16 protein-coding genes and 1 tRNA gene are annotated in these 22,476 nt (G+C 60.2%); 11 read left to right on the top strand and 6 right to left on the bottom strand.

All coding sequences use genetic code 11. The annotated features are described in order from the left end of the window. Positions 1 to 197: 197 nt before the first annotated feature. Positions 198 to 1,286 carry an anhydro-N-acetylmuramic acid kinase gene (locus BHQ40_RS01225; protein ID WP_070151280.1) on the bottom strand — a complete coding sequence of 363 codons (1,089 nt, stop codon included), beginning with the start codon at positions 1,284 to 1,286 and terminating at the stop codon, positions 198 to 200. Between the two features lie 40 nt (positions 1,287 to 1,326). Here BHQ40_RS01225 and tyrS point away from each other — a divergent pair, with 40 nt between their 5' ends. Together tyrS and BHQ40_RS01215 are read left to right on the top strand one after the other, a co-directional pair. Then, a complete protein-coding gene (tyrS, locus tag BHQ40_RS01220; RefSeq protein ID WP_070151444.1) occupies positions 1,327 to 2,544 on the top strand; it encodes a tyrosine--tRNA ligase in 1,218 nt (405 codons plus the stop codon). A 93-nt stretch (positions 2,545 to 2,637) separates the two neighbouring features. Next, positions 2,638 to 2,976, top strand: a complete 339-nt coding sequence (locus BHQ40_RS01215; protein ID WP_139139127.1) for a PilZ domain-containing protein — start codon at positions 2,638 to 2,640, stop codon at positions 2,974 to 2,976. Here BHQ40_RS01215 and BHQ40_RS01210 read toward each other — a convergent pair. After that, positions 2,948 to 4,042 carry a mechanosensitive ion channel family protein gene (locus BHQ40_RS01210; protein ID WP_070151276.1) on the bottom strand — a complete coding sequence of 365 codons (1,095 nt, stop codon included), beginning with the start codon at positions 4,040 to 4,042 and terminating at the stop codon, positions 2,948 to 2,950. The genes BHQ40_RS01215 and BHQ40_RS01210 overlap by 29 nt on opposite strands. Before the next feature lie 360 nt (positions 4,043 to 4,402). Next, on the bottom strand, positions 4,403 to 6,466 hold the full coding sequence (gene recG, locus BHQ40_RS01205; RefSeq protein ID WP_070151273.1) for an ATP-dependent DNA helicase RecG: 2,064 nt from the start codon (positions 6,464 to 6,466) through the stop codon (positions 4,403 to 4,405). 90 nt (positions 6,467 to 6,556) lie between these two features. Here recG and BHQ40_RS01200 point away from each other — a divergent pair, with 90 nt between their 5' ends. The 4 genes from BHQ40_RS01200 to fdhD all read left to right on the top strand — a co-directional run bounded on the left by BHQ40_RS01200 (position 6,557) and on the right by fdhD (position 13,503). After that, positions 6,557 to 6,823, top strand: coding sequence for an FAD assembly factor SdhE (locus BHQ40_RS01200; protein WP_070151442.1), 267 nt, complete (start codon positions 6,557 to 6,559; stop codon positions 6,821 to 6,823). 16 nt (positions 6,824 to 6,839) lie between these two features. Continuing rightward, complete coding sequence (mfd, locus tag BHQ40_RS01195) at positions 6,840 to 10,307, top strand: transcription-repair coupling factor (protein WP_070151271.1); 3,468 nt, start codon at positions 6,840 to 6,842, stop codon at positions 10,305 to 10,307. Between the two features lie 89 nt (positions 10,308 to 10,396). Beyond that, a complete protein-coding gene (locus BHQ40_RS01190) occupies positions 10,397 to 12,700 on the top strand; it encodes an FdhF/YdeP family oxidoreductase (RefSeq protein WP_070151269.1) in 2,304 nt (767 codons plus the stop codon). Between the two features lie 11 nt (positions 12,701 to 12,711). Continuing rightward, on the top strand, positions 12,712 to 13,503 hold the full coding sequence (gene fdhD, locus BHQ40_RS01185; RefSeq protein WP_070151267.1) for a formate dehydrogenase accessory sulfurtransferase FdhD: 792 nt from the start codon (positions 12,712 to 12,714) through the stop codon (positions 13,501 to 13,503). 20 nt (positions 13,504 to 13,523) lie between these two features. On the opposite strand, the gene BHQ40_RS01180 is transcribed toward fdhD, so the two are convergent. Then, positions 13,524 to 15,515 carry a putative bifunctional diguanylate cyclase/phosphodiesterase gene (locus BHQ40_RS01180; RefSeq protein WP_070151440.1) on the bottom strand — a complete coding sequence of 664 codons (1,992 nt, stop codon included), beginning with the start codon at positions 15,513 to 15,515 and terminating at the stop codon, positions 13,524 to 13,526. A 214-nt stretch (positions 15,516 to 15,729) separates the two neighbouring features. Between BHQ40_RS01180 and moaA the strand changes: the two genes are divergently transcribed. The 3 genes from moaA to BHQ40_RS01165 all read left to right on the top strand — a co-directional run bounded on the left by moaA (position 15,730) and on the right by BHQ40_RS01165 (position 17,629). Further along, positions 15,730 to 16,716: a GTP 3',8-cyclase MoaA gene (moaA, locus tag BHQ40_RS01175; RefSeq protein WP_253183211.1), complete on the top strand. Its 987-nt coding sequence runs from the start codon at positions 15,730 to 15,732 to the stop codon at positions 16,714 to 16,716. Beyond that, positions 16,713 to 17,489 carry an NAD kinase gene (locus tag BHQ40_RS01170; RefSeq protein ID WP_070151262.1) on the top strand — a complete coding sequence of 259 codons (777 nt, stop codon included), beginning with the start codon at positions 16,713 to 16,715 and terminating at the stop codon, positions 17,487 to 17,489. Before moaA ends, BHQ40_RS01170 begins: the two co-directional genes overlap by 4 nt. Positions 17,490 to 17,554: 65 nt before the next feature. After that, positions 17,555 to 17,629: transfer RNA gene (locus BHQ40_RS01165), tRNA-Asn, on the top strand. Positions 17,630 to 17,962: 333 nt separating this feature from the next. On the opposite strand, the gene BHQ40_RS01160 is transcribed toward BHQ40_RS01165, so the two are convergent. Then, a complete protein-coding gene (locus BHQ40_RS01160; RefSeq protein WP_070151260.1) occupies positions 17,963 to 18,823 on the bottom strand; it encodes an OmpA family protein in 861 nt (286 codons plus the stop codon). Between the two features lie 624 nt (positions 18,824 to 19,447). Between BHQ40_RS01160 and BHQ40_RS01155 the strand changes: the two genes are divergently transcribed. Both BHQ40_RS01155 and BHQ40_RS01150 read left to right on the top strand, forming a co-directional pair. Continuing rightward, positions 19,448 to 19,849 (top strand): hypothetical protein, encoded by a 402-nt coding sequence (locus BHQ40_RS01155; RefSeq protein WP_070151258.1) that lies wholly within the window; start codon positions 19,448 to 19,450, stop codon positions 19,847 to 19,849. Between the two features lie 139 nt (positions 19,850 to 19,988). Then, complete coding sequence (locus tag BHQ40_RS01150) at positions 19,989 to 20,372, top strand: hypothetical protein (RefSeq protein WP_070151256.1); 384 nt, start codon at positions 19,989 to 19,991, stop codon at positions 20,370 to 20,372. Positions 20,373 to 20,490: 118 nt separating this feature from the next. Here the strand turns inward: BHQ40_RS01150 and BHQ40_RS01145 are convergent, their stop codons facing one another. After that, a complete protein-coding gene (locus tag BHQ40_RS01145; RefSeq protein ID WP_070151254.1) occupies positions 20,491 to 22,470 on the bottom strand; it encodes an oxidoreductase in 1,980 nt (659 codons plus the stop codon). Positions 22,471 to 22,476: the final 6 nt, after the last annotated feature.

Genomic DNA, 22,476 nt, shown 5'->3' with positions numbered 1-22,476 from the left:
TGAGACGCACATGGGACGTAAGTGGGACGTAAGTGGGACGCATATGGGACGTACATGCGACCTACATGGGACTTTAGTGAGACCTACATGCGACTTTCCGGGCAAAATCCGGTCAAAACGCATCAGAACCCGCAACTTCCGCAACTTCGTTGGATTTGCCGAATGAATGAGCGGATTCCGGCTCCACCACCGCCCCGTCAATGCGGCGCGAAAACAACGCCGCCCGTCATCGGCGCGGCCACGCCCGTCGTCCCCGGAAAACTGATCGGCAGACCATGAAGTCGACGGACCGCCATATAGGCGAATCCCTCCGCCTCGACGCTGTCGCCATTCCAGCCCAGATCGTCGCCGGACGACACGGCTATGCCGGTCGCCTCCTCCAGCATCCGCATCATGGTGCCATTGTGCCGTCCACCCCCGGCGACGAAAATCGCCTTGGGCCGCTCTGGCAACAGGCGGATACCCCGCGCCACGGACTGCGCCGTAAAGGCGGTCAGCGTCGCCGCCCCATCGGCAAGGCCGAGGCCGCGCACGGGATCGATCGTGAACTCCTCCCGGTCGATGCTCTTGGGCGGCGGCGCGTCGAACCAGGGGTTGTCGAGCATCGCGCCCAGCACGGCTGCGTCGACACGCCCGGACGCCGCGACAAGGCCGCCCTCGTCATAGGGCATGTTCCCCTCCGCCTGCATCCAGTTGTCGATGAGCCCGCTCGCCATGCCGGTGTCGAAAGCAATCAGCGCGCCTTCATCCCCGATAAACGTGACATTCGCCACGCCCCCCAGATTGAGGATCGCCACGGGTTTCGCCAGATCATAGGCCAATGCCTGATGATAGACGGGCAGTAACGGCGCCCCCTGTCCCCCTGCCGCCACATCCGCGCTCCGCAGATCGCCGACAACCGTAATGCCAAATGCGCCCGCCAGAGCGGCTCCGTCCCCGACCTGCCAGGTCCAGCCACGATCGGGCTTGTGCGCCACCGTATGCCCGTGAAAGCCGATGACGCCGATCTCCTCCGCCATCCGCCCGCTCCGCCCCAACAGGTCGGCGACCGCCTGCACATGCAGCTCGGTCAGCTCCTCCTGCACGGAGGCGATCAGCGGCTCAAATCCCGGCGCGTCCATCGCCATCGCCCGCTGGCATGTCTCCGCCAGACGCATGCGGAATCCGTCCTCATACGCCATCGCATGAAAGGCGAGCGATTCGGCGATTCCCTCCCCGTCCGTGCGGATCAACGCCGCGTCGATCCCGTCCCGCGATGTCCCAGACATCAAACCGATGGCCAACATGCTACCCAAGCGCAAATCCCCATGTTATGCGCCGCCCGCCATGACGACATTCACATCCGATCTTCTGCGCTTACTCGACACGCGCGGCTATATCCACCAGATCACCGACGCGGAGGCGCTGGACGCGCTCGCGACGCGCCAGATCGTGCCCGGTTATATAGGGTTCGATCCCACCGCGCCGTCGCTGCATGTCGGCAGCCTCGTTCAGATCATGATGCTCCGCCGCATGCAGCAGGCGGGGCACAAGCCTATCGTGCTGATGGGCGGCGGCACCGGCAAGATTGGCGATCCCAGCTTCAAGGACGAGGCGCGCAAGCTCATGACGGGCGACGTGATCGCTTCGAACGTCGCCAGCATCAAGCGCGTTTTCGAGAAGTTCCTGACCTTTGGCGACGGCCCGTCCGACGCAATCATGCTCGACAATGCCGACTGGCTCGACAAGCTGGAATATATCCCCTTCCTGCGGGATATCGGGCAGCATTTCTCCGTCAACCGCATGCTGAGCTTCGACAGCGTAAAGACCCGGCTCGACCGGGAACAGTCGCTGAGCTTCCTCGAATTCAACTACATGATCCTCCAGGCTTATGATTTTCTGGAGCTTTCTCGCCGTTCGGGCTGCCGCCTGCAAATGGGCGGGTCGGATCAATGGGGTAATATCGTCAACGGCATCGAACTGTCGCGGCGGGTTGACGGGACGCAGGTGTTCGGCCTGACCACACCGCTGATCACCACGGCTGATGGCGGCAAGATGGGCAAGACCATGAACGGAGCGGTCTGGCTCAATGCCGACGCCCTGCCGTCCTACGACTATTGGCAATTCTGGCGGAATACGCAGGATGGCGATGTGGGGCGCTTCCTGCGTCTATTCACGGATCTGCCGCTGGATGAGATCGCCCGGCTGGAAAAGCTGGAAGGCGCAGAGATCAACGACGCCAAAAAGATTCTCGCTGATGCCGCCACGGCCCTCGCCCATGGGTCCGATGCGGCGGAGATTGCCGCCGAAACGGCGCGAAAAACCTTTGAGGAAGGCTCGTCCGACGCGAACCTCCCGACCGTCAGCCTCGGTGCTGAGGGGCTGACCGTGGTGCAGGCCAATGTGGCTCTGGGTTTCGCGGTTTCGAACAAGGAAGCCCGCAGAAAGCTGGCTGAAGGCGCCATCCGGGTCAATGGTTCGGTCGTGACCGACCCCACCTTCACGCTTTCCGCAGGGGATAAGGTGAGCTTCGGCGCCAAAAAACATGGTCTGGTCACAAGCTGATAGAAGGCGATGCGTTAACCACTTTCCATCACGCTGTTGCAGCATTCTTCCTGTAACCCTTTGGTTCGGGTTGAAAAAAACAGGGTGGTGCAAGTGGTCGGACCAATGCGTGGCGCAGCGGCGAAGAATCCCAGTGAATTACGCCGGGCAGAGCGGGAATTGGTTGATTTCGGCACCAAGGCCGCCTTGCGCGGGCTCATGCACGAGATACGGGTGATCAACATCTCCGCTCTGGGCTTGATGGCCCGGATCGACGCCGATGTGCGCAAGGGCGATAAGCTGATTATAGAATTGCCGCATGTCCGCACCGTGGACGCGATTGTGCGCTGGGTAGAGGACGGCCGGATCGGGACGGAGTTCGTAAATCCAGTGGCTCAGGCCGACTATGCGCTGATGCTGGTATCTATACCGAAGCGCCAAACCGCTTGGTGAACTCCTCGTCATTGTCCTGAAGCTGCCGCCTGCGCGGCAAGGCTTCCGGCATCTCCCTGCGCAGAAATTCCATGACCGCCTCACGCACTTCACAGCGCAGGTCGAATGCCACTGCGGCGTTCCGCGCGCTCAGCAAGCCGCGTAGCTCCAGCGCATCCGTGCGATGTTCCGTGACCTGTACGATCGCCACCCGCTTGTCCCATCGCGGATTGGCCTGCGTTACCTCCACAAACTTCCGGCGAATGCGGCCCACGTCGGCGGTGGGATCGACATGGAAAAACACTGTGCCCAACAGGTCGCTGGTCTGGGTTGTCCAGTTCTGGAAGGGCTTTTCCAGAAAATAGGAAACCGGCACGATCATCCGCCGATCGTCCCAGATGCGTATGATGACATAGGTAAGGCGGATATCCTCGACCCGCCCCCATTCTCCCTCCACGATAACCACGTCATCCAGCCGGATCGGCTCGGAGAACGCCATCTGGATACCAGCGATCAGGTTCTTCAGCGCCGGTTGCGCCGCTGCGCCCACGGCGAGGCCCGCAAGACCAGCCGACGCCATCAGCGTCACGCCGACCGTGCGAACGCCGGGAATGGCGATCAGCATCAGCGCGACGACGATAAAACCCGTCACAAACTGCATGATGCGGTAAAGGATGCGGACGCGCGTATGGCGCCTGCGCGCCTTCAGATTATCCTCAACGCTGATGTCGCTTTTCATTTCGACGATCTGCCGCCCCGCCTTCAGCAAACGCAGCGCCAGCCAACCAATCAGCAAGGCAAGAATCATCTTCGACCCGATGGACCAGACGCTCCCGATACGCGGCCCAAGCGTTAGTGGCTGCAACCCCGCCGCCAGCGCCAGAAGCACAGCAAGCCAGCGCGTCGGCTGCCGGACCGCAGCCACGAGTATATCGTCACTTTCGCTCTTGCCGCGGCGCGCGAGCCGGGTCGCCACGGCGAAAAATGCCCAATGAATGGCGAAGGCGACCGCGACGGACGCGCCGATCGACAGCGCGGCGGCGGGAGAGATGCCAGAGAAGCTCAGGTCAGTAACGGGATTGGCCATGACCGGCCAACGCAATATGATCCGGTTTGTTTCGCAGATGCAGCATTTCGTCGTGGAAAGGGCGCGCTATGGCAGATGTCGTCGCCTGTCCTACACACGGCCGCATATGATAGCCGTCCGTCCATGACCATAGACCAGACCAAGGCCCATCGGTTCACGATAAAGCAGGGAAAATTGCGCAATCGGGCAATGGGAAGCCGGCGTAGCTCTGTTCTGTTTGCGCGAAGTTGCGGGATCAATGGATACCCGCAACTTCCGCAACTTCGGTCCGCCACGGGAGAGAAAAATTCCAGAAAAACGGGCTTGTGCGGTTGGTCGCTGCGATCCGGGAAGGAAGCTGTTCGGCGAAAGGGCGGAACGCTAACCGCTCCGCAACAACCCCACCGCCGCATCCCGCTCAAACAGGTAAAGACAGGTCCTCGCCGCCTGCCCGCGCCCGGAATCCAGTCCGCCGTCCCTATCGATCAGCAGCCGCGCATCGTCCCGCGCCAGATCGATCAGCGCTGCGATCTGCTCCGGGTTCGCCAGCCGGAACTGCGCTTCGCCTGACTGCCTCGTCCCCAGCAATTCTCCGGCGCCGCGCAATCTCAGATCTTCCTCGGCGATCCGGAAGCCGTCATTGGTCTCCCGCATCAAGGCCAGCCGCGCCCGCGATGTCTCGCCCAGCGCGCCGCCGCGCAGCAGCAGGCATACGGACGGCTTGTCGCCCCGCCCCACCCGGCCCCGCAACTGGTGCAACTGGGCCAGCCCGAACCGGTCCGCCCCCTCTATGATCATCAGAGTTGCATTCGGCACATCCACGCCGACCTCGATCACAGTGGTCGCCACCAACACCTTTGTCCGATTGCTGGCAAAGGCATCCATCACCATATCCTTCTCCGGCCCCTTCATCCGCCCGTGAACAAGTCCAATGGCATCGCCAAACCGCATGCGCAGGCTCTCCGCCCGCGCTTCGGCGGCCGCCTGATCGCTGTTCTCGCTTTCCTCCACCAGCGGGCACACCCAATAGGCCTGCCCGCCGGTTGCGATATGACGGCCGAGCGCTTCAACAACTTCGTCCAGGCGCGACGCCGAAAGGACTCTCGTTTCAATCGGCTGCCGGCCAGGCGGCATCTCGTCCAGCCGGGATACCTCCATCTCGCCATAATAGGTCAGCGTCAGCGTGCGTGGAATCGGGGTCGCCGTCATCACCAACAGGTGCGGGGTCAGTTCGGCCTTGGCCGTCAACATCATGCGCTGCGCGACGCCAAAGCGATGCTGCTCGTCAATTACGGCCAGCGCCAGGTTGCGATACTGTACCGCCTCCTGAAATATTGCGTGCGTGCCGACCAGGATGTGAATGCTGCCATCGGCCAGCCCCATCAGGGTCGCTTCCCGCGCCTTTCCTTTCTCCCGCCCCGTCAGAATGGCGATATTGACGGGCAAACCGGCCAACATCTTCTGCAGGGTGGCGAAATGCTGCCGGGCCAGAATCTCCGTCGGCGCCAGCATCGCCCCCTGGGCGCCCGCCTCGACCGCGTTCAGCAAGGCCATCAGCGCGACAAGGGTTTTGCCCGATCCGACATCTCCCTGCAGCAATCGGAGCATCGGCGTGGCCTGCACCATATCGCCCTCGATCTCGCCGATCGACCGCCGCTGGGCACCCGTCGGCGCAAAGGGCAGTTTCAGCAGGGATCGCAAACGCCCGTCGCCCTGCACCGGCATGCCCCGCCGTTTGCGGGACGATGCGCGCACCAGCATCAGCGCCAGTTGTCCGGCGAATATCTCGTCATAGGCAAGGCGCGCCTTTGCTGTCGCATCGGCCGGGTCCTTATGCGCCCGCGCCAGTGCTTCATGCCAACCGGGCCAGTCCCTGTGAGCAAGCACGCTCGGCTCGATCCATTCGGGCAGTTCCGGCGCGCGCTGCAACGCCTGGGCGGCCAGTTCCCGCATCCGGTTGTTGGTCAGCCCCTCCGACAGACCGTAAACCGGTTCCCGCTCCGGGATATCCTTCGCTTCATCGGTGGGCAGCACATGGTCCGGATGCACGATCTGCAAATCCTGCCCATACAGGTCGAGCTTTCCGGAAACGAAACGCGGCTCACCGATCGGCAGCAATTTGCGTGGCCAGCCACTATTCCGTCCGAAGAAGATCAGCGAAACATAATTGCCTTGGCTGTCCGTTGCATGGACCCGGAAAGGCGCGCGAGTGCCGCCGCTTGCCTTATACTCCACTGGCGTCAGCACAATGCCGATAATCCGTCCCGCGTCGGCCATATCCAGCGTGTCGGTCAGTTTCCGGTCGACCCAACTGATGGGCAGGTGAAACGCCACATCTACTGCCCGCGCCAATCCCAACCGCTCCAGCGGACGCGCCAAAGCCGGGCCGACCCCCTTCAGGGCCGAAATTTCGGCAAACAGCGGATTGAGTATGTCGGGTCGCATGGCTATCTCGCCACTATCGCAGCCCGCGGGGTCCATGCAAATGGCCGCGGGCCAATTTCTCGTGCCCGCTCTGGGCCAGCAAGGATGTTCATGGAAGACAATCCGCGCCTCCGCCGACTGCGCTTTCGCGCCTGGCATCGCGGCACGAAGGAAGCCGACCTGATGGTGGGCGGCTTTTTCAATCGTTACGGCACAGGCTGGGACGAAGCGGAAATCGCCTGGTTCGAGCTGTTTCTGGAGGAGCAGGATGTCGACATCATGGCCTGGGGCCTTGGCACCCAACCGGTGCCGGCGCAGTTTGAAGGGCCGATGATGGATGCCTTTCGAAAACTTGACTTCATCCAGATAGAACCGTGAGCTTGCGCAAACGCCCGTGACCGACCTGCAGAAAATCATCAAGGCCAAGACACCGCTTACCTTGTCCGGCGTCCCGGCGGGGTTTCAGCCATGGATGCTGGCGGACATTGCCCGCGCCGCTCCAGGCCGTACCGTATTCGTCGCGCCAGACGAACAATTGATGCAGGCCATTGCCGACACGGTTCATTGGTTCGCGCCGGAACTGGACGTCATCCGCATTCCTGCCTGGGACTGTCTTCCCTACGATCGCGCCTCGCCCTCTCTGCGCGCGGCGTCGGAGAGGCTGGCGGGGCTTCATGCGCTGCAGACCGCACAGCGCGGACCGCAACTCGTTCTTACGACGATCAACGCGCTCACCCAGCGCACCCTCACCCCCTTCCGTATCCGGCAGTTGGTGGCACGGCTCGCGCCGGGTGAACGGATCGCAATCGACAAGCTGGCGCAACTGCTGCAGGCGAACGGCTATGTCCGCACGGATACGGTCCATGATGCGGGCGAATATGCCATTCGCGGCGGTATTGTTGATCTGTACCCCGGCGGTGAGCCGCAGCCATTGCGGCTCGACTTTTTCGGGGATGAAATTGAAACCGTTCGCCGCTTTGATCCGTCGACCCAGCGCACAACCGAAAATGTCGAAGGCTTTGTCCTGCTTCCGGCTTCGGAGGCCCTGCTCGATGAGGAAAGCATCAAGCGGTTTCGCAGCCGCTATCGCGAGACTTTTGGCGCAACCGCCACCGGAGATCCCCTTTATCAGGCAGTGAGCGAGGGCCGGCGGCTGGCGGGCATGGAGCATTGGTTGCCCTTGTTCGAGGAGCGGCTGGTGCCGATGTTCGAACATCTGGGCGAGCATACCGTCTATGTGCGCGATCATGGCGTAACAGGCGCAGCGGAAGCCCGTTTCGAGGCGATCAGGGATTATCACGCCAACCGGCTGGAGGCCCGTTCCGCCAACCCCGGAGCATATCGTCCGATCGACCCCGCCCTGCTTTACCTTGGCAGCGGCGAGTGGGAGGATGCTGTCCGCACCCACGCCATCCATATCACTTCGCCATTCCACGAGCCGGAAAGCGACAGGGTGCTCGACTTCAGCGTCGACAGCGCAAGGGATTTTGCGCCGGAACGCGCGCAGAACGTCAATATCTATGAGGCTGTGGCGAAGCATCTCGCTTCCCTGCGTCTTGGCACCAAAAAAATTGTCATAGCCAGCTATTCGGGGGGTGCGCGAGACCGCCTGACAGGTCTTCTTGCTGATCATGGCGTGAAGAAGATGGTGGAGGCCAACGGTTGGCAGCAGGCGCTAGGGGCCGCCGCCTCCGGGAATGTCGCCCTGGTCGTCCTGCCGCTCGATCACGGTTTCACGGCACCTGATGTCGCGCTGCTCACCGAACAGGATATGTTGGGCGACCGGCTCGTGCGCCGCGCCAAGCGCAAGAAAAGCGCTGACGCATTCCTGCAGGAATTGGCGACCCTCACTCCTGGCGATCTTGTCGTTCATGCGGACCACGGTATCGGCCGCTATGACGGCATCATGTCGATCCCGGTCGGCAATGCGCCGCACGACTGCGTGGCGCTTGGCTATGCGGGCGGCGACAAGCTCTATGTTCCCGTTGAAAATCTTGATGTTCTGTCCCGTTACGGCTCGGAAACGGACGGCGTCGCCCTGGACAAGCTGGGCGGAGAGGCGTGGCAGCGCCGCAAGGCGAAGATGCGCGAGCGCATCCGGGAGATCGCGGGAGAGTTGCTCAAGACGGCCGCAGCCAGAGCGCTTCGCCCCGCACCGGTCGCCGAACCCGACGCCTCTGGATATCCAGCTTTTATCGATCGTTTCCCCTATCAGGAAACCGACGATCAGGACCGCGCCATCGCGGATGTCTTAAGTGACCTTGGCGAGGGCAAGCCGATGGACCGCCTGGTCTGCGGCGATGTCGGATTCGGCAAGACAGAGGTGGCCCTTCGCGCAGCCTTCGTTGCGGCGATGGCCGGGATGCAAGTCGCGCTCATCGGTCCGACCACCCTTCTCGCCCGCCAGCACTTCAACAATTTCGAGGAACGCTTCAAGGGCTTCCCGCTCAAGGTTGGACGGCTTTCCCGTCTTGTCCCGGCTGCCGAGGCGAAAGCAGTCAAAGAGGGATTGGCGGACGGCACGCTTGATATCGTTGTAGGCACCCACGCCTTGCTGACCAAGGGACTGGAGTTCAAACGCCTGGGTCTCGTCATCGTCGACGAGGAGCAACGCTTCGGCGTTACCCACAAGGAACGGCTCAAGAGCCTGAAGACCGATGTCCATGTGCTGACGCTCACCGCCACGCCCATCCCCCGGACCCTGCAAATGGCGATGTCGGGCCTGCGCGAACTTTCCGTCATTCAGACCCCGCCGGTCGACCGCCTCGCCGTCCGTACCTATGTCATGCCGTGGGACGGCGTTGTTATCCGCGAAGCGCTGCTGCGGGAACATTATCGCGGCGGCCAGAGCTTCTTCGTTGTCCCCCGCATCGCCGACCTGCCCGACATCGAAGAATTTTTGCGTAACGAGGTGCCTGAAGTGCGGCCCATCGTCGCCCATGGACAAATGTCTGCCGGCGAAGTCGAGGAACGCATGTCAGCCTTCTACGACAAGCGCTATGATGTGCTCCTCTCGACCACTATTGTTGAAAGTGGGCTTGATATCCCAAGCGCCAACACGCTCATCATCCACCGCGCCGACCGTTTCGGGCTTGCTCAGCTTTATCAGCTTCGCGGCCGGGTCGGCCGGTCGAAAACGCGCGCCTATGCGTACATGACCACACCGGCAGACCGCATCATCACAGAAACGGCGGAAAAGCGGCTAAAGGTGCTCTCAGACCTCGACACGCTGGGCGCCGGGTTCCAACTCGCCAGCCACGATCTCGATATTCGCGGGGCGGGCAATCTGGTCGGGGACGAGCAGTCGGGCCATATCCGCGAAGTCGGCTTCGAACTCTACCAGTCAATGCTGGAGGAGGCGATCATGGACGCCAAGGCGGGCGGCATTCTGCGTGACCGGACGAAGGAAAGCTTCTCGCCGCAGATCACTGTCGATGCGCCAATCATGATTCCGGACGATTATGTCCCCGACCTCGACCTGCGCATGGGCCTTTATCGCCGCATCAACGAATTGGAGGATCGGCAGGGGATCGAGGCTTTTGCCGCAGAGTTGATCGACCGGTTCGGTAAACTTCCTGCGCCGACCCAGAATTTGCTGAAGCTTATCGAGATCAAGCAGAACTGCCTGACAGCATCGGTCGCCAAGATCGATGTCGGCCCGAAAGGCGCGCTCGTTACCTTCCAGAACGACAGCTTCCCCAATCCACCCGGACTCATCGCCTATGTCCAGAAACTCGAAGGCACGGCAAAACTGCGTCCTGACAGCAAGCTGGTCATCACACGTGGCTGGGGCGATTCCGCGTCGCGCCTCAATGGCGCGCTTCAACTGTCAAAGGGGCTGGCAAAAGTCGCCGGGCAATAAATAGCCGATCGAACCTTTTCTGTTTGACTCTTTGTGCATCGGGCAGACCTCCTATATCCTGATCACCGATAGAAGGGATTGGCCGCACCATGTTGAAAGAAAAAGCCAACCACCCAGATGCAATCCCTGCCGGAGAAACGCCAACTCCCGTCGAAGGCGTGCATCCCTATGCCGGTCCTGCGGGCGGCTGGGGAGCGCTGCGAGCGGTCGCGCGCACCATAAGGGATCAGATGGGCGCCAGTACGGATACCCGCGCCCTGCTACAAATGAACCAGCCAGAAGGGTTTGATTGCCCGGGCTGCGCATGGCCCGACCCGAAACACACCTCCTCCTTCGAGTTTTGCGAGAACGGCGCGAAGGCAGTGACATGGGAAGCTACGGTCAAACGGGTCGATCCAGACTTCTTTGCCCAGCATAGCGTTTCGGAGCTTTGGGAGTGGAATGACCATGCTCTGGAAGATGCAGGGCGGCTCACACATCCCCTCCGCTATGACGCCGCGACGGATCATTTCGTACCTGCGTCTTGGGAAGATGTCTTTTCCCGCGCAGGAACAGCCCTGCAGGCGCTGGAACATGCCGACCAGGCGGAATTTTACTGCTCCGGTCGCGCCTCCAACGAGGCGGCCTTCCTTTACCAGCTATTCGCGCGTGAGTTCGGGACCAACAATTTTCCCGACTGTTCCAACATGTGTCATGAGGCAACCAGCGTTGGCCTCCCCAAATCGATTGGTGTTGGCAAGGGCACTGTCACGCTCGAAGATTTCGACCATGCCGACGCGATTTTCTGTATCGGTCATAATCCGGGGACTAATCACCCCCGCATGCTGTCTACGCTGGCCGCGGCGTCCAAACGCGGCGTTCCGATCATTGTCGCCAACCCAATGCGCGAACGGGGGCTGGAACGGTTCAAATCGCCGCAGCACCCCTCCGAAATGCTCCTGCCCGGCGCAACACAGCTTGCGTCCGCCTATCACCAGGTAAAAATAGGCGGCGATTACGCAATGCTCTCCGGCATGATGAAGGCGTTGCTGGAAATGCATGACGCCAGCATGGCCAGCGGAGGTCCCGCCGTTCTTGATCTGCCTTTCATTGCTGACCACTGCACCGGTTTTGAAAAGCTTGAAGCATATCTGCGTGCGGCGTCCTGGGATTGGATCGAGCGCCAATCCGGCCTTGTGCGCGCCGCGATCGAAAGCATGGCCCAAATCTATGCCAAGGCAGAAAGGGTCATCATCTGCTACGGCATGGGTATCACCCAGCATAAGCATGGCACGGAGAATGTTCAGCAGATTGCCAATCTGCTGTTGCTGCGAGGCAATATTGGCAAGCGGGGAGCCGGTATCTGCCCCCTGCGCGGTCACAGCAATGTACAGGGCGATCGCACGGTCGGCATCACCGAGTTGCCAAGTGACGCGATGCTGGACCGGCTTGATGCCGCGTTCGCAATCCAAAGCCCTCGAAAACATGGACATAACGCTGTGCAGGCTCTCGCGGCCATGCAGCGGGGCGAAGCGCGCGCGCTCATATCCCTTGGAGGCAATCTGGCGGTGGCGATGCCTGACCCGGATGCTTGCTTTGCAGCCATTCGCAAGCTCGATCTGTCGGTCAATATCGTCACGAAGCTCAACCGCACCTGCCTGCTCACGGCCAAGGAAACGCTCATACTTCCATGTCTTGGAAGGACTGAGCAGGATATGCAGGCCGCCGGACCCCAATGGGTCACGGTCGAGGACTCCATGTCCATGGTGCATGCATCACGGGGTAGGCTGAAACCGCCCGCACCTGATTTGAAATCGGAACCATCCATTGTCGCGGGTCTGGCGAAGGCCGCTTTGTCGGCGACGCGTAGCGATTGGGACATGCTAACCGGGAACTACGATCGCATTCGTGACAAGATCGAGGCGGTTTTCCCTGACTTTCGCGATTTCAATCAGCGCGTTCGCACGCCAGGCGGGTTCAGGCTTACAATCGCGGCATCGGAACGGCGCTGGAATACCCCGGATGGCAAGGCGCATTTCATTGTGCACGACGTTCCATCACGAGATGCCGACAGCCTTCTCCTCACAACGATCCGCAGCCATGATCAATATAATACCACCATCTACGGCTTTAATGACCGCTATCGGGGCATTAGCGGCCGCCGCGACGTCATTTTTTGCAATCAGGATGATTTGGCCATGTTGGGTCTTGCCCATGGCGATCTGGTCGATGTGGAATCCGAACCGGGCCGCGTCATGCAGGCAGTGACGGCGATCGCGCATCCCATAGCTCGCGGCTCCACGGCCGCCTATTACCCCGAAGCAAACTGCCTGATCCCCCTGGACGACTATGATGCGCAGAGTGGCACTCCAGCCTACAAGTCCATCCCTGTGACCATCCGGCGTAGCGCCTGACGCCGGCCATAATGACATCCTTCCCCATCACGGGTTTCCGCCGCATCACGCCAGATGGCGCATGCACGGCGGTCGAGCGTATTTTGGCGCAGGAAGTTCCGCTGGCTTTTGAATTCAACGGTATTGGCTACGCCGTGTTGATGGGCAGCCCAAGCGATATTGGCGACTTGATAACGGGGTTCGCCTATTCCGAACGGTTGATAACCCAATCGCAGGACATCCTCGGCTTCGATACTCACGAGACGGATCAGGGCATCTTGCTGCGCGTCCATCTCGCCGATGATTGCTCTCCCCATGTTCTGGACCGCGTTCGTCACCGGGTCGCAGACTCATCCTGCGGCCTATGTGGGATTGAAAATCTGACCCAGGCGATGCGGCCCCTGCCCCGCATCCAGCAGACCGCACGGATCAAGTATTCAGCGTTTTTCCGCGCTCTTAAGGATATTTATGCGAAGCAGCCGCTTAATCGCGCAACAGGCGCTATGCATGCTGCGGCATTATGCTCCGCCGATGGGGAAGTGCTGCTCGTTCGGGAAGATGTCGGCCGCCACAATGCTTTCGACAAGCTGATCGGCGCGATGCTTGTGGCAGGGCGGCAGTGGGACGGGGGATTTGCCCTATTGTCGTCGCGCTGCTCCTACGATCTGGTTGAAAAAGCCGCATTGGCCCATTGCCCCCTGCTTGCCACCATATCCGCGCCGACAGACCTCGCTGTCCGTCGCGCGCAGGAGGCGGGCCTGGATCTGGTGGTGCTGGCCCGGGAAGACTCAATCCTCCGTATCGCAGCGCCGCCGAAACCGTAGATTTCGCCCTTCGCGGAAATTTAGACCAATTGCGCCAGTTGATCGCTGCTGATTGCAGGAGACCGCAAGAAACCCTGGTATATTTCGCACCCTTCGCGCGCGAGGAGCGATAGCTGCTGCTCGGTTTCCACCCCTTCCGCGATGACGGTTAGCCCCAGGGATCTGGCCATCTGGATCACGCCGCGTACAATGATCCGGTCACGCGCAGATCCGGCAATATCCTGCGCCAGACCGCTATCGATCTTGAGATAATCGAGCGGCAGCGCCTTGAGGTAGGCAAGACTGGAATAGCCAGTGCCGAAATCATCGATAGCCACTCGCAAGCCCTCCGCCCGCATCTGGTTCAGCAGCACGGCCACGGCATCGATATCGTCCACAAGCCCACTCTCGGTGATCTCCACCGTCAGGCGCCCGCGCGGAAAACCGCTGCGGTCCACGAGGATGAGAAAATTTTCCAGAAAGTCCGGTTGGGAGATATCCGCCGCAGTAACATTGATCGACAGACGCAACGCATTCAAGCCGGATGGCCAAGCGGCCGCAAGCCGGAGCGCCTCTGCATGGATATGCGCCGAAAGCGGTAACAGAAAATCCGATCGTTCCGCCGTCGCGAACAGAACACCTGCGCCCAAGGCCCCATGTTCGGGATGGGTCCACCGCGCCAACGCCTCCACTCCCAGAAGCTCGTCATTCCCCGTCGCATATTGTGGCTGGAAAACGATACCGATTTCGCCACGGTCGAGTGCGAGCCGCAGGTCTGCTTCCAGACGATCCGGGTCGACCTCCCGGCTGTGCCTCTGACGGGTAAATATGCGAATGCCCTCACCATCGGACTGTCGCGCATCGGCCAGAGCCATCGCCGCATGCCGCAACAATCGGACGGCATCGTCGCCCTTCCTCGCCCCGGCAATCCCGCATCGGCCGGTCAGCCTGATCAGATGATCGCCCGCATTGAATGGCTGACTGACGGTAGCGACCAGCCTCCGGGCTAGGAATTTCGCACGCTCCATCCCGGTTTCACTGCCTACCTCTCCCGATAATCCGATCAGGAACTCCGTGCCGGTTATGCGGGCAAGCAACGCGCCGGTTCCGGCAAGCTCGTCAACTAGGCGTTCCATTCTGCGCGCAAGCCGTCCCAGCAAGGCGTCACCCGCCATCTGTCCATAGGCGGTATTTACGCGATCAAGCTGACTGACTGAGAGAAGCAATATGATTGGTGGGGTTTTCGCCTCCATCAACGCCTCATCCAGCCATAACAGAGCTTCCGCGCGATTGCTGAGGCCAGTAAGATAATCACGTTGCCCACGCTTGCGCCATATCGTGGCGCCGGGCAGCAATTCCACTTCTCCAACGATACTATCTTTGTCAGCGTGCAGATGATGCGCTACGCGCTTACGCCCACCCCCAGCCATGTCATGGGCGAATGCAGCAGTTCCTCCACTGTGGGCCACCATACGGATCGCTGCGATTGCAGCAACGCGGTCCGATCTGGACAGTGATTTGAGCAAGGAGCGCGGCGTTGGCGCGCAATGGCTTTCTATTTCGGCTGCAAGCGCCTCGCTGAGTTCGATTTCCCCAGCCTCCCGGTCAAAGCGCCAGCGCAGCGCGTCGCTTCTCCTGATGGCGCGGCTATCACCGGCCCGCTTCACATCGCCACCCAGCCGTTCGACGAGCCGCTGGGCGGAAGAAAGTGTCGCGGCAAATGCATCCAGGCCAAAAGGCGCTGCTAGATAATGTGTCGCCCCCGCCGCCATGATTTGCGGAACGGCACTCTCAGCGCCCTCTCCTACAAGCGCAATAAGCGCGCCGCCGGTCGCCTCTACCGCTCCAGCAAACGGCTCAACCAATAGATCGGGCGAAGTGGAACGGCGGGCATCGATCACCACTATCTGGACGTCGCTTGCCAAAAATCTCTGTTCGGCCTCCATCGGACGCCTTGACGCAATGACCCGCCACCCCGCCTCTCCGGCAAAGCCCGCCAATCCATCCCGATCATGCTGGGACAGAATAAACACCCCCGGCCGGCCTTCGTCATGTTGGTCTCTGCGCGTCAATCGGGTACCTTCTTATGTTCCGGTCCTGTCCAGGCCGTAGCGGGACGGTTTAGCACGAGGAGGTTACTGCGGCCTTGCGAACAGCATGCCGGAAAAGACCCGCATGCTTGCGCCCCGCCCTGCCATGTCCTAGCTAAACAAGATGCAAAGTGCGGAAAAGATGCTGGATCGCGCGATGACCGACGGCTTTGGTCGGCGCATCGATTATCTGCGCATTTCCGTGACCGATCGTTGCGATCTTCGTTGCCGTTACTGCATGTCGGAAAAGATGCAATTCCTGTCGCGCAAAGATGTCCTGACGCTAGAGGAAACAGCGATCATCGCGGACAGGTTCATTGCACGCGGAGTTCGTCACATCCGCCTGACGGGCGGTGAACCGCTCGTGCGGCGCGATTTCCCTGAGCTGGCCCGCCGGATCGGACGCCATTTGCGGACCGGAGCGCTCAAAGAACTGACATTGACCACTAACGGCACCCACCTTGCAGAACATGCTGATGCACTTGCAAGTGCAGGCATTCGGCGGATCAACGTCAGCCTCGACAGTCTGGATGCCGGAAAATACGCTTTCATCACACGCGGCGGCGCGATTGATAAGGTGCTGGATGGGCTCGCGGCAGCGCGCTCAGCCGGTATAGCTATCAAGATCAACATGGTCGCGCTCCGCGGCGTTAATGACAGCGAATTTGTGCCGATGCTTGAATGGTGCTCTGTTCAAGGGCATGATCTGACGCTGATCGAGACAATGCCGCTTGGCGAAGTCGGAGAGGATCGATTTGACCGTTATATGCCTTTGCATGAAGCGGTGGCGGCCATAGGCAAGCATTACGAATTGCTCCCAATGAAATACCGCACTGGAGGACCCGCCCGCTATTTCGCAGTTGACGGCACTGACGTAAAATTGGGTCTTATCACGCCACTGACGGATAATTTCTGCGCGGGTTGCAATCGCATGCGTCTCACGTGTCAGGGTAAAATTTTCATGTGCCTTGGCCATGAGGATCATATCGATTTAAAGGCCGCCTTCCGTGAAAATGGGGCAAGCGCCATCGACGCTCTGCTCGACAGGGCATTGGCCGCCAAGCCGGAACGGCATGGTTTCGCCATCACGCAGGGTAGCACGCAGGGTGCAACCAGGCGTCACATGAACGTGACAGGCGGATGATCGCCGAACCGAAGCGCGCCCTTGTTGCTTCGCCCGCGCCTGCAGCCCGCGCTGCGGAGGAACGGCTGCGCGCCTCCTATGATTTTGTGGAACCGCACGAGGCCGACATGATCATCGCCCTGGGCGGCGATGGCTTCATGCTGCAGACCCTTCACGCAATGCTGGAGGCGCGCCGGATCGTGCCCGTATTCGGTATGAATTTGGGGACGGTCGGCTTCCTGATGAATGAATGGCGGCTGGAGCGGCTTGAACAGCGGCTCGCAGCCGCCAAGCCATTCAAGGTACTCCCCCTGCGCATGACGGTGGACACGGTCGACGGCGAACAATTTTCCATACCGGCAATCAACGAGGTCTCTCTGCTGCGCGAGACGCGCCAGACCGCCAAGCTGGAGGTTCACGTCGATAGCAGGGTGGTTCTGCCGGAGCTGGTCTGTGATGGCGTGCTTGTCGCAACGCCTGCAGGATCGACGGCCTATAATCTATCGGCCCACGGCCCTATCCTGCCCCTGGGTTCGGGATTGATGGCTCTCACACCCATCAGCCCGTTCCGTCCACGGCGCTGGCGTGGTGCAATCCTGCCTGATGCTACGGTTGTGCGCTTCACGGTTCTTGATCCTGTAAAGCGCCCCGTTAGCGCTGTTGGTGATCAGCGCGAAGTCCGCGATGTCGCCGCCGTTGAAGTGAAGATTGACCGCACAACGCCGCTCATCCTGCTTTTTGATCCTGAGCACACATTGGACGACCGGATAGCGGCGGAGCAATTTATCGCCTGACGGGACTTGCCTTTGCGCGAAAGCCGCTGCTATAGGCGCGGCCTGCCCAGCGGAAGCCGGGCTGCTCCCCGATAGCTCAGCGGTAGAGCATTCGACTGTTAATCGAATGGCCGTAGGTTCGAATCCTACTCGGGGAGCCAAACCGCCCAGCATATGCGCGCTTTCCGGACCTTTCCAAGGTGTGGCGTATCACCTTGAAACCATAGGAAACATGTAACCGTGTGCGCTGAAGTGATATTTGCCTCGGCGATTCGTTGCCTTCATGCGCTTTCCGCTGCTCATGAAGATATTGGCTTTAATACAGCACTGCCTTGCAGCGCGCCGAGCTGTGCATCCGATATATTCTTGATCCTGAAGCCTATTCTTTCGAGCCAGCCCCGCATCGCGCGTTGACACCGCCAAGTTTGAATTCGGCGACTAGACTGACGCGTCAGAGCCAAAAAGCCGGGGCGGGCTGGCCCGCCCCGCGCATCTCACATACCTTCGACAGCCTTGCTGACCAGAACATTCACCGCGACGCGGCGGTTCTGGGCCTTGCCTTCAGCCGTTTCATTGTCCGCCAACGGATCGGCTTCGGCCATCCCGGTGGGGGTCAGCATGCGGTAGGGCTTCCACCCGCAGGCCTGCTGAAGATAGTTGATAACGCTACTGGCCCGCTTTTCGCTAAGTACCTGGTTGAATTCCTGGCTGCCTGTGGAATCGGTGTAGCCCACGACGAGCAGCAGCGCGTTATCCATTCCCTGAGCGGTGGTCGCCGCAGCGCAGAGATCATTTTTCGCCTGAGCGGTCAGCACCGCCTTGCCGGTAGCGAAGTTCACATTTGTCGTACTTTTCACATTATACTGGTCGATATCGCCCACACGGCCACGCAATGCTTCCGTTGCGGCCGTCTGCTCAGCAAAGCGCTGATCGGTGCCGTTGCGGATCATCTGCGCGGTCTTAAGATCCTTGCCGAGCAGTTTGATCTGGCTCGCCATCAGGCCCTCAGGCGCCTGCAAGGTCTTGATGGTGACAGGCAGGCCATTGAGAAGCGAGGCAGCGGCAAGCTTGCTGCTGCTGAAAAGCCCCTTACTGGCCTTGATCTGAGTTTGGTCATTAACGACAACGACCGTGCTGGTCCCGTCATCACTCGTGATCTGCACCTTGTCGCCGCTGCGTGCGGAGATAATGCCCTTAACCTCCGGTCCCGCAGCGAGGCGGGTGCCATCTACCGTCACAGCGGGAGCGTCGGCTCCACTGCCTTCCTGCGCCTGCGCAGCCAAGCTGGCAGATGCCGTCCCGGCAAGCATGGCAAGCAATAAAAGAACTTTCGGACTTTTGGAAATACCACTCATTGCGCTTCTCCTTCAAACTCAACTAGCCGGGCCTGCATGATCGCAGCTCTTCGTCCGACTGCCGACCGCATGATGGCGCATTGGCTGCCAGAACCCCTCCCATTTCGCCTCGTAAGATGTGCGGCACGAATCCACACCTGAACGCTATGGATATTCTGCGTGTTCGGCCCAACCTTTCGGGCGCATGAACACTTCGGACAGCTCCCGTAATTGTGTCGCCAATCCGATCCGTTCATGCGACAAACCGATGCCGCCTTAATGATATTTTCGGTAATTGTTGGACGAACAGGCCATGTATATTTGAGCACGCGTCTAGGTTTCATTCGTTCAGACACGTCTCCGGGATGCCACTGAACCTCTCTGTTAGAGCTCTGTCGGCCATCGGACCCTGCCACCTGATCAGCGCTTACCGACGCACAACTGCTGCGCCTCCATGACAGACGGGACCCTGAATGGCGCAAGCCCCTGGATATTTCGTTCTCAACAGGTCCGAAGAACAGCATTGCCGGGCGGGCCAAGCTCTCATGCCAAACGAGCAATATTAAAGCGCGCAAATCAGCTCAAAGACTTCACTCTGGGTTCCAAGAAAAGATAGCCCGATCACAATTTTCCGAGAGGTCACACATGACAACCATCACAGCCACAAAAACCAATCCGGTGCTGGAATTTATGCGCCTGATCGACAGTGGGCAATTCACCGAATCCCTGAAGCTATTTTCGCCGGATGCCATGATCGCCACGCCGCTGTTCAATGATGGCGTGCCGATGAATTTCGAGGAGTTTCGCGAATTCGTCCATGAGTATGAGCGGAACGCCTCTCCTGAGGAGCGCGCCGGCAATCATGAAGTCGACAGAGTGTTTGAAATCGAAGGCGCCAGCATCATCGAAGGCTTCATCAAAGCGCCGGGAATAAGCCGCTATTACATGACAAGCGCGCGGTACAATTCGGAAGGGCTGATCACAAAATATGGCTTTCTGATCTGGGCTGTAGAAGACCCCGAAACCATCAAGATTCTGCGCGGCTAAGGCACAGAGGATAGGGCGATATCGGTCGTAGGCGAGCTCACGCCTTATCTATCAATCAACGGACTTTGGGTGCCGAAACCCGCACCATAATAGGAGGCGCTGAAGAGCAGCAGCCTCCATGCATCATAGGAGTTGAGATATGTCCACAAACCATGTGCTTGAATATCTGAGGCTGATCGACACCGGCCATTTCGCCGAGGCGCTGACCCACTTTGAGCCTGACGCCATGATCATTTCCCCGTCGCTGCGTGGCGGCGAAGCGCTCAACTTTCAGGATTTTAGCGAACTCGTCTACGACTATGAACGAACCGCTACGCCTGAGCAGCTTGCGGAGGACCATGAGGTCGACAAATTCGTCGCGTCCGGCGACACAGTGATGGCCGAAGGCTTCGTGACTGGCCCCTCGTCCAACCGCTATTTCCTCATTAGCACGCGCCTCGCGCCTTCCGGTCTGATCCAGCGATACAGCTATCTGACCTGGCAGGTGGAGGACGAGAAAGCCGTCCAGGTGCTTCGCGCCTGAACTGCGCCCCTTCTGGGGGCATCATGAACATCGTGCGTTGCGCGCTTAATCGTCAACTTTTGCCGCAACGCACGTTTTTATGGGCCATGCTAAGCAGCTACCCCGAAGTCCAAAAATCTCAGATTGCGCGCCCGGCGGTTTCGCCCTGAAGGAAGGCGAGCATGGCGTCGCGAGGCGCATTCGCATCGCCAATGACGTGGACATCCCCGCAAACCCGGCGCGCCGCATCTTCAAGCGACACATCTGGCAAACGGCTATGCCCCCATATCAAAGCGTCGAACGGGCGGGTCTTTTTCTGTGCACTGAGTTGATCCACGGTCATCACGCATCCATCGGCGATGCCCGTTACCATGGTCCGCTCCTCAATAGCGCAGCCCAATGCCAGCAAGCGCGGCACATGATCGCCCATATGGGTCCAGCCCAGGAATTGCCCCACTGACGGGTTGGGAGTGGTCGTGGTAACTCTGACACCTGCTGCAGCGAATTGCTCCACTACAACCGCAATTTCCTCACTACCCAAAACGTCATGCACAAGCACATTGGTAAGTTGTCCGTCGGACAGCGCCTCCATCGCCTCATCGGTGCTTAGAACAGGAACGCTGCCGTCAGTGTCCAACCGGTGCTCAGCGGGTTTGGAGCCGGTCGCCAGAATGACGGAATCGAACTTCTCACTCTCCAAGAAGGCGGCGTTCACCTCGGTTCCTAGACGCATCTCTACGCCAAGCAACTCCAGCTCCTTGCCGATCCAATGCACTGCGCCCAGCATTTCGTAAGCGCTGGTCCTGTCAGTGATCGTCGCCAGCCGTCCACCGGGATATGTGCGCTTATCCATGATCACCACATGATGTCCGCGGCGGGCTGCGATCTCAGCGGCTTTAAGTCCGGCCGGTCCAGCGCCAACAACCAAAATTCGACGGGCCGCATCCACTTGCGAAAGATCTTCTATCTCGCTTTCACGCCCCGCCTCTGGGTTGTGGAAACATCGCACCGGCAGACCCAGGGCGTTGCGATCTATGCACCCTGTATTGGCGCCCACGCAGGGCCGGATGCGATTACGCTCACCCCTGAACAGTTTTTTCACAATGTCCGGGTCGGCGATATGGGCGCGCGTCAGTCCCACAATATCGCAGTCGCCCCGCGCCAAGGCAGCCTCAGCATGATCTACGTTGGTAATGCGTCCAACGCCAATCACAGGAACTTTCGCGCCGATCGCTTGGCGCAGCGCTGACGCGCCGGGCAGGAAATCTCCATGGGGCCGGCGATAAGTGCCAATCGCATGGGAATAGTGATAGGATGCGGAACCCTCGCTGGGGTTAACATAGTCAATCTGGCCGCCGGATACGAGCTCGACGGCGATTTCCCGTAACCTGTCCCGCCCCAGGCCGCCCTGTTCCGGCGGGCGGAGATCATCGGTCGCATAACGCAGCCCCAGAATGCCGTCCGGCCCTATGGCCGCGCGCGTCCGGTCGAGGACCGCCTTATAGAAAGCCAGGGGCTCGCCCCATTTATCCTTCCGGAAATTCATCCAGGGGCTGATCGACTGCTGCAAGAGGTAGCCCTGCGCCCCGTGCAGTTCGATCCCATCGAGACCGGCGGCAACGGCAACTTCGGACATCACCCCCCAGCCCTCGATGAGGGACTCGATCTCGCCGGAACTCATGGCATGCGCCACTTCAGTTCCCAGATCGGATTGCACCGGCGAAAAAGCCCAAAGCGCCTCCCCCTTCCATGGCACCCGTTTTCCGAACAGGCCGCTGCGCCACTTTGCGCCTGTGCCCAGGATCTGGATGACGGCGACCCCGCCATGTTCATGAACAATGTCGGCAAGCCGGCGGAATTTTTCGGCAAAACCTTCGAGCATGCCCGGCCTGATTTCATCGGCTGTCGGGGGAACGATACCGGTAATGCCGATAAGACCCGGCCCCTCGGCCCGGCGCGCTATATAACCGGCGTGACTGTCCCCGCTCTCTCCAGGATCATAGACCTCCAGGCCATAGACGTGACAGGTAATGGCGACGCGGTTCTTGAGCGTTCTTGTACCGACCCGAACCGGTGTTAAGAGCCTGTTGCCCTGAATTTCCTGCGCCTCAGCAGTCATATGATG

This window comes from Sphingobium phenoxybenzoativorans (assembly GCF_001757355.1).
Lineage (GTDB): Bacteria > Pseudomonadota > Alphaproteobacteria > Sphingomonadales > Sphingomonadaceae > Sphingobium > Sphingobium phenoxybenzoativorans.
The sequence above is the reverse complement of the archived record's forward strand: the minus strand, read 5'-3'. Positions and strand labels throughout refer to the sequence as shown.

What these genes read in the sequence shown, in the direction of transcription:
- BHQ40_RS01225 (WP_070151280.1), bottom strand. Translation starts at nt 1,286, where the DNA reads ATGTTGGCCATCGGTTTGATGTCTGGGACATCGCGGGACGGGATCGAC.
- tyrS (WP_070151444.1), top strand. Translation starts at nt 1,327, where the DNA reads ATGACGACATTCACATCCGATCTTCTGCGCTTACTCGACACGCGCGGC.
- BHQ40_RS01210 (WP_070151276.1), bottom strand. Translation starts at nt 4,042, where the DNA reads ATGGCCAATCCCGTTACTGACCTGAGCTTCTCTGGCATCTCTCCCGCC.
- recG (WP_070151273.1), bottom strand. Translation starts at nt 6,466, where the DNA reads ATGCGACCCGACATACTCAATCCGCTGTTTGCCGAAATTTCGGCCCTG.
- BHQ40_RS01200 (WP_070151442.1), top strand. Translation starts at nt 6,557, where the DNA reads ATGGAAGACAATCCGCGCCTCCGCCGACTGCGCTTTCGCGCCTGGCAT.
- BHQ40_RS01190 (WP_070151269.1), top strand. Translation starts at nt 10,397, where the DNA reads ATGTTGAAAGAAAAAGCCAACCACCCAGATGCAATCCCTGCCGGAGAA.
- fdhD (WP_070151267.1), top strand. Translation starts at nt 12,712, where the DNA reads ATGACATCCTTCCCCATCACGGGTTTCCGCCGCATCACGCCAGATGGC.
- moaA (WP_253183211.1), top strand. Translation starts at nt 15,730, where the DNA reads ATGACCGACGGCTTTGGTCGGCGCATCGATTATCTGCGCATTTCCGTG.
- BHQ40_RS01170 (WP_070151262.1), top strand. Translation starts at nt 16,713, where the DNA reads ATGATCGCCGAACCGAAGCGCGCCCTTGTTGCTTCGCCCGCGCCTGCA.
- BHQ40_RS01160 (WP_070151260.1), bottom strand. Translation starts at nt 18,823, where the DNA reads ATGAGTGGTATTTCCAAAAGTCCGAAAGTTCTTTTATTGCTTGCCATG.
- BHQ40_RS01155 (WP_070151258.1), top strand. Translation starts at nt 19,448, where the DNA reads ATGACAACCATCACAGCCACAAAAACCAATCCGGTGCTGGAATTTATG.
- BHQ40_RS01150 (WP_070151256.1), top strand. Translation starts at nt 19,989, where the DNA reads ATGTCCACAAACCATGTGCTTGAATATCTGAGGCTGATCGACACCGGC.
- BHQ40_RS01145 (WP_070151254.1), bottom strand. Translation starts at nt 22,470, where the DNA reads ATGACTGCTGAGGCGCAGGAAATTCAGGGCAACAGGCTCTTAACACCG.